This window comes from uncultured Porphyromonas sp. (genome assembly GCF_934359325.1).
Classification (GTDB): Bacteria; Bacteroidota; Bacteroidia; order Bacteroidales; family Porphyromonadaceae; genus Porphyromonas_A.
Genome location: NZ_CAKRLH010000108.1, coordinates 1 through 5,326 on the forward strand (window position 1 = coordinate 1; position 5,326 = coordinate 5,326).

The window sequence follows — 5,326 nt, forward strand, 5'->3', positions numbered from 1 at the left end:
ATCAAGCCGGGGGAGACGAATACGATCGCCTTCCGCGTCTTCCGCTGGTGCGATGGGACATACCTGGAGGATCAGGATATGTTTCGCCACACCGGATTTCACCGGGACGTCTACCTCTACGCCCGTCCCAAGTCCCACCTCGCAGACATCACGATCAAGCAGGACCTGATCAATGACTATAAGGACGGACTGCTGGCTCTCCGGCTAAAGTCTGCCGGCTCACCCCGCTACGAGCTAACCCTCACCGATGCCCTCGGACAGAAGGTCTGGGAGCGCTCATTACCGGGCTTCAGTGTCAATACCGTCCGTGCAGTCATACCCGGAGTCGCTCCCTGGACCGCCGAGACCCCCAATCTCTACAAGCTTGAGATCAAGAGCTTCGTCGATGGGAAGCTCTCCGAGGTGTGCCGATTCGACATCGGCTTCCGCAACATCCGGATCGAGGATACTTTGCTCAAGGTCAATGGCAAGCCGGTCCTCATCAAGGGCGCCAATCGCCACGACACCGACCCCAATAGCGGATGCATCGTCTCGCGCGAGCGGATGCTGGAGGACGTGAAGCTGGCGAAGCAATTCAATATGAATGCCATCCGCACCTGTCACTACCCCAATGATCCCTACTTCTACAAGCTCTGCGATGTCTACGGACTCTACGTCTGCGCCGAGTCCAATCTCGAGTCCCACGGCATGGGCTACGGAGCGGAGTCGCTCGCCAAGCAGCCGGAGTGGGTGGTTCCCCATGTGGAGCGAAACGTCCGGCAGGTCGCTTCGAGAGGCATTCATCCGTCGATCATCATTTGGTCGATGGCCAATGAGGCTGGGGATGGAGAAAACTTCGCTGCCGCCCGCTCGGCAATCAAGAAGCTCGACACCACCCGTCCCATCATGCTCGAGCGCGCCATTGATGGTCCCAATACCGACATCTACGGCAATATGTACCGCCGACCGAGTGAGCTCATCGCCTATGCGCAGGGCAACCCATCCAAGCCCTACATCCTGGCGGAGTACGCCCACGCAATGGGTAACAGTCAGGGCTGTATGACCGACTATATGGATCTCTTCCACACCTATCCGGTCCTGCAGGGCGGCTTCATCTGGGACTTTGTAGACCAAGCGCAGTACATGGAGAAGCCTGACGGCACCACCGTCAGAGGATATGGCGGCGACTGGAACGACTACGACCCGAGCGACAACAACTTCTGCGACAATGGACTCTTCGACTGCACCCGTATGCCGAAGCCCAATGCGGTGGAGGCAAAGTTTGCCTACCAGCCAGTTCTCACCACTATGGAGGGACAGCTCTCTGACGGACGAGTGACACTGCTGATCAAGAACGACAACGACTTCCGTCCGCTCGACTACCTGTCTCTCAATTACGCCATCACTGTAGACGGGCAGGAGGTGCAGGCTCACTCCATGGCCTGCCCTGCCGTCAAGCCTGGTGAGACAGAGCGGCTGGAGATCAAGCTCCCTGCGATCGATGCCACCGGGAAGGATGTCTTCCTCAATGTCGAGTACCGCACACTGGAGGATCAGCCACTCATCCCTGCCGACCACTTGGTGGCACGTGATCAGCTCACCCTCGTCGAGCACACCGAGCGGATGCTCCCACTCGGACAGTATGGCTACGTGACCCTGGAGGAGATGTCAGAGAGTACGATCTACTTCCTCGTCAATCACGACTGTGTCGTCTCCTTCGACAAGACAAGCGGCTTCCTCACCGGCTACAGCATGGGAGACAATGAGTATATGGCAGAGGGATCCGCGCTGATGCCCTCCTTCTACCGCGCCCCGACCGACAACGACATAGGTGCCGGGCTTCAGCAGAAGTGGCAGGCGTGGAGAGAGCCGAAGATGAAGCTCACCTCGCTAAGCTACGAGGTGATCAATGGTCGCGGCAATGTGATCGCCAAGTATGACCTGCCGGGCGTCCGATGCGACCTGACAATGGAGTACACGATCGATGTGGACGGAAAGGTCTACATCTCTCAGAAGCTCGATCCCCGAAGCAACGACAAGGATATGCCGGAGCTCTTCCGCTTCGGGCTGCAGATGGAGATGCCGGTCGCCTACAGCCAGATCCACTACTACGGCAGAGGTCCGATCGAGACCTACCCCGACCGCAAGTCCAATGCCTTCATCGGCTGGTATGACCTCGCCGTCAGCGATGCCTACTTCTCCTACGACCGTCCTCAGGAGAGCGGTCTCCACAGCGACCTCCGCTACTGGTCTGTCATCAATGAGCAGGGCGAGGGACTGGGCTTCGTGTCGGGCAAGAGCTTCTACGCATCCGCCCTGCCCTACAGCGTTGCTCAGCTGGAGGACTTCCTCGAGAAGGCGCAGCGCCACTCGGAGCAGCTGACCCCGAGTAAGGACAGGGTCTTCCTCCACATCGACGCAGAGCACCTCGGTCTGGGTGGCGTCGACTCCTGGGGATCCATCCCACCCGAGCGCTGGCGTCTCCCATACGGCAGCTACAGCCAGGAGATCTGTCTCTTCCCTGTAGCCAGACGCTGACAAGTAGTTTCTAAGAGGAGCCTCTTCCGATCGGAGGGGGTTCCTCTTTTTTTATACTAAAAATGGTGTAAGCTGAGAGCTTTGGGTACCTTTGCTGAGCATTCATCTATCACAAGGAGATTATGAGCGAAAAGATATACTACAGCATGACCGCAGACGAGGTGGCGAAAGATCTCGGCACCTCAAGAGAGCAAGGTCTCTCACCCGAAGAGGTCAAGCAGAGACTGGAGAAGTATGGACACAATAAGCTGAGGGAGAAGAAGCGTACCCCGATATGGAAGATCTTCCTGAGCCAATTCAAGGACACTCTCGTCCTGGTTCTGATCCTCGCAGCCATCGTCACGGCTGTGATCGCCGTTGTCGACAAGACGAATAACTTCACCGACAGCTTCATCATCCTCGCCATCCTGATCGTCAATGCGGTCATCGGTACGATCCAGGAGCATAAGGCGATGGTCTCCCTCGACTCGCTCAATCGCATGAGTGCTCCTCACAGCAAGGTGATCCGTGGGGGCAACATCACCGAGATCAGCTCTGAGGAGATCGTCCCGGGAGACGTGGTGGTGCTCGATGTGGGTGACATCGTCCCCGCTGACATACGGCTGACCGACTGCGTCAATCTTAAGATCCAGGAGGCGGCTCTCACCGGAGAGTCGGTCTCGAGTGACAAGAGCGCCGAGCCACTCCCCGCAGACCCCGATCTCCCCATCGGCGACCGATCCAACGTCGCCTTCTCCACCGGTCTCGTCACCTACGGTCGTGGCAAGGGCATCGTCGTGGCTACCGGTATGGAGACCGAGGTGGGACACATCGCCGAGATGCTATCCGAGACCGAGCAGCAGGAGATGCCGCTTCAGAAGCGGCTCAATCAGCTCGGCAAGATCCTCGGATTCCTCGCCCTCGGCATTTGCGTCCTGATCTTTATCCTCGGTATCCTCTACGGACAGGGCATCCTCGAGATGCTCCTAATGGCCGTCTCCCTCGGTGTGGCTGCCATCCCGGAGGGTCTGCAGGTAGTGGCGACGCTTGTCCTCGCCATGGGCGTGCAGCGGCTCGTGAAACACAATGCCATTGTCCGCACCCTACCCTCCGTCGAGACCCTCGGCAGCACCTCCATCATCTGCTCCGATAAGACCGGCACCCTGACGCAGAATAAGATGACCATCACCCACTCCTGGCTGCCCGGTGAGGAGCTGATCGAAATGGATGAGGCGACTAAGGTGCCTGAGGCGACTGAGGAGAGCCTTAGGCTGCTACTCGAGGTAGGATCGCTCGCCAACGAAGCACACCAGTCCGACGATCCCGATGCGGAGAGCCCCTACAGCGGCGACCCGACGGAGATCGCCTTCCTCGAGCTCGCCTATCGTCGGGACGGGATAAGCAAAAACGACCTCGAGGCGAAGCACCCCCGCAAAGCTGAGGTTCCCTTCGACTCCGAGCGGAAGATGATGTCTACCATCAACGCCATAGACGGCAAGAGCCTCCGCACCAACGTCAAGGGCGGCACCGACGAGATACTCTCCCGCTGCACCCACTACCTCAGCGCTGGTGAGCGTCTCCCGCTGACCGAAGAGGTGGCGGATGAGATCCGCTCAGCCAACGTCCACATGGCTGAGGAGGCGCTCCGAGTGCTCGCCGTCGCCTATGCCGACATCGACTCACTCCCTGCTGATGAAACCTCCGAGGCGGTGGAGAAGGAGCTGACCCTCATCGGACTCGTCGGGATGATCGACCCGGCTCGTCCGGAGGTGATCCCCGCCGTCGCCGAGTGCCGCACCGCCGGCATCAAGCCTGTGATGATCACCGGTGACCACCAGGTGACCGCCTCTGCCATCGCCCGACAGATCGGGATCCTCGAGGAGGGCGACCGAGTGACCAACGGCACCGAACTGGAGAAGATGAGCGACGATGAACTCTACGACCTCGTCCCCCACTGCGCCGTCTACGCTCGTGTGGCACCGGAGCACAAGGTGCGTATCGTCAAGGCGTGGCAGAAGCACGGCAAGGTGGTCGCCATGACCGGTGACGGGGTAAATGACGCCCCGGCACTGAAGCGAGCCGACATCGGCATCGCCATGGGCATCACCGGCACAGAGGTCTCCAAAGATGCCGCCGACGTGGTACTGACGGACGATAACTTCGCCACGATCGTCAATTCGGTCCGCGAGGGACGTCGCATATACGACAATATCGTCAAGTCGGTCCAGTTCCTCCTCACTTCCAATATTGGTGAAGTGATGCTGATCCTCATTGCCACTGTCTTCAACCTCGGCAACCCGCTGCTCCCGATCCATCTCCTCTGGGTCAATCTCGTCACCGACAGCCTCCCCGCCCTCGCCATAAGCCTCGATCCTCCGGCGGAGGGGATCATGAAGCGTCCCCCGATCGACAGCGAGAAAGGCTTCTTCACCCGAGGCTTCATCTGGCGAATGTGCTACCAGGGACTGATCATCGGACTGCTGGCACTCACCGGCTACCTGATCGGTAAGAATGACGGAGGGGTCGAGCTGGGTCAGACGATGGCCTTCATCGTCATCTGTATGGCTCAGATGCTCAACATCCGCAACCTCCACTCCAGCACGCTGCCGAGCTGGCGCACCTCACCCTTCAGGAATATGCCGCTCTTCTGGGCGCTCGTCGTCTCCACGCTGATGATGGCTGCGGTGGTCTTCATCCCCGGCATTAACGACATCTTCCACCTCGAGATGCCCGATCCGAAGCACTTCTTGATGGTCCTCGGGCTGATGTTTGTCCCGATCGTGATCGTCAATCTCTTCAAGCTCCTCGGCATCAATACCATCAAGGGAGA

Annotated in this window: 2 protein-coding genes; both read left to right on the top strand. The window is 59.0% G+C overall.

Features of this window, described 5'->3' with window-relative positions:
- A partial coding sequence (locus Q0F21_RS05050) for a glycoside hydrolase family 2 TIM barrel-domain containing protein (protein ID WP_297237980.1) occupies window positions 1-2,517 on the top strand: 2,517 nt, incomplete at its 5' end.
- A gap of 122 nt (window positions 2,518-2,639) precedes the next feature.
- A partial coding sequence (locus tag Q0F21_RS05055) for a calcium-translocating P-type ATPase, PMCA-type (RefSeq protein ID WP_297237982.1) occupies window positions 2,640-5,326 on the top strand: 2,687 nt, incomplete at its 3' end.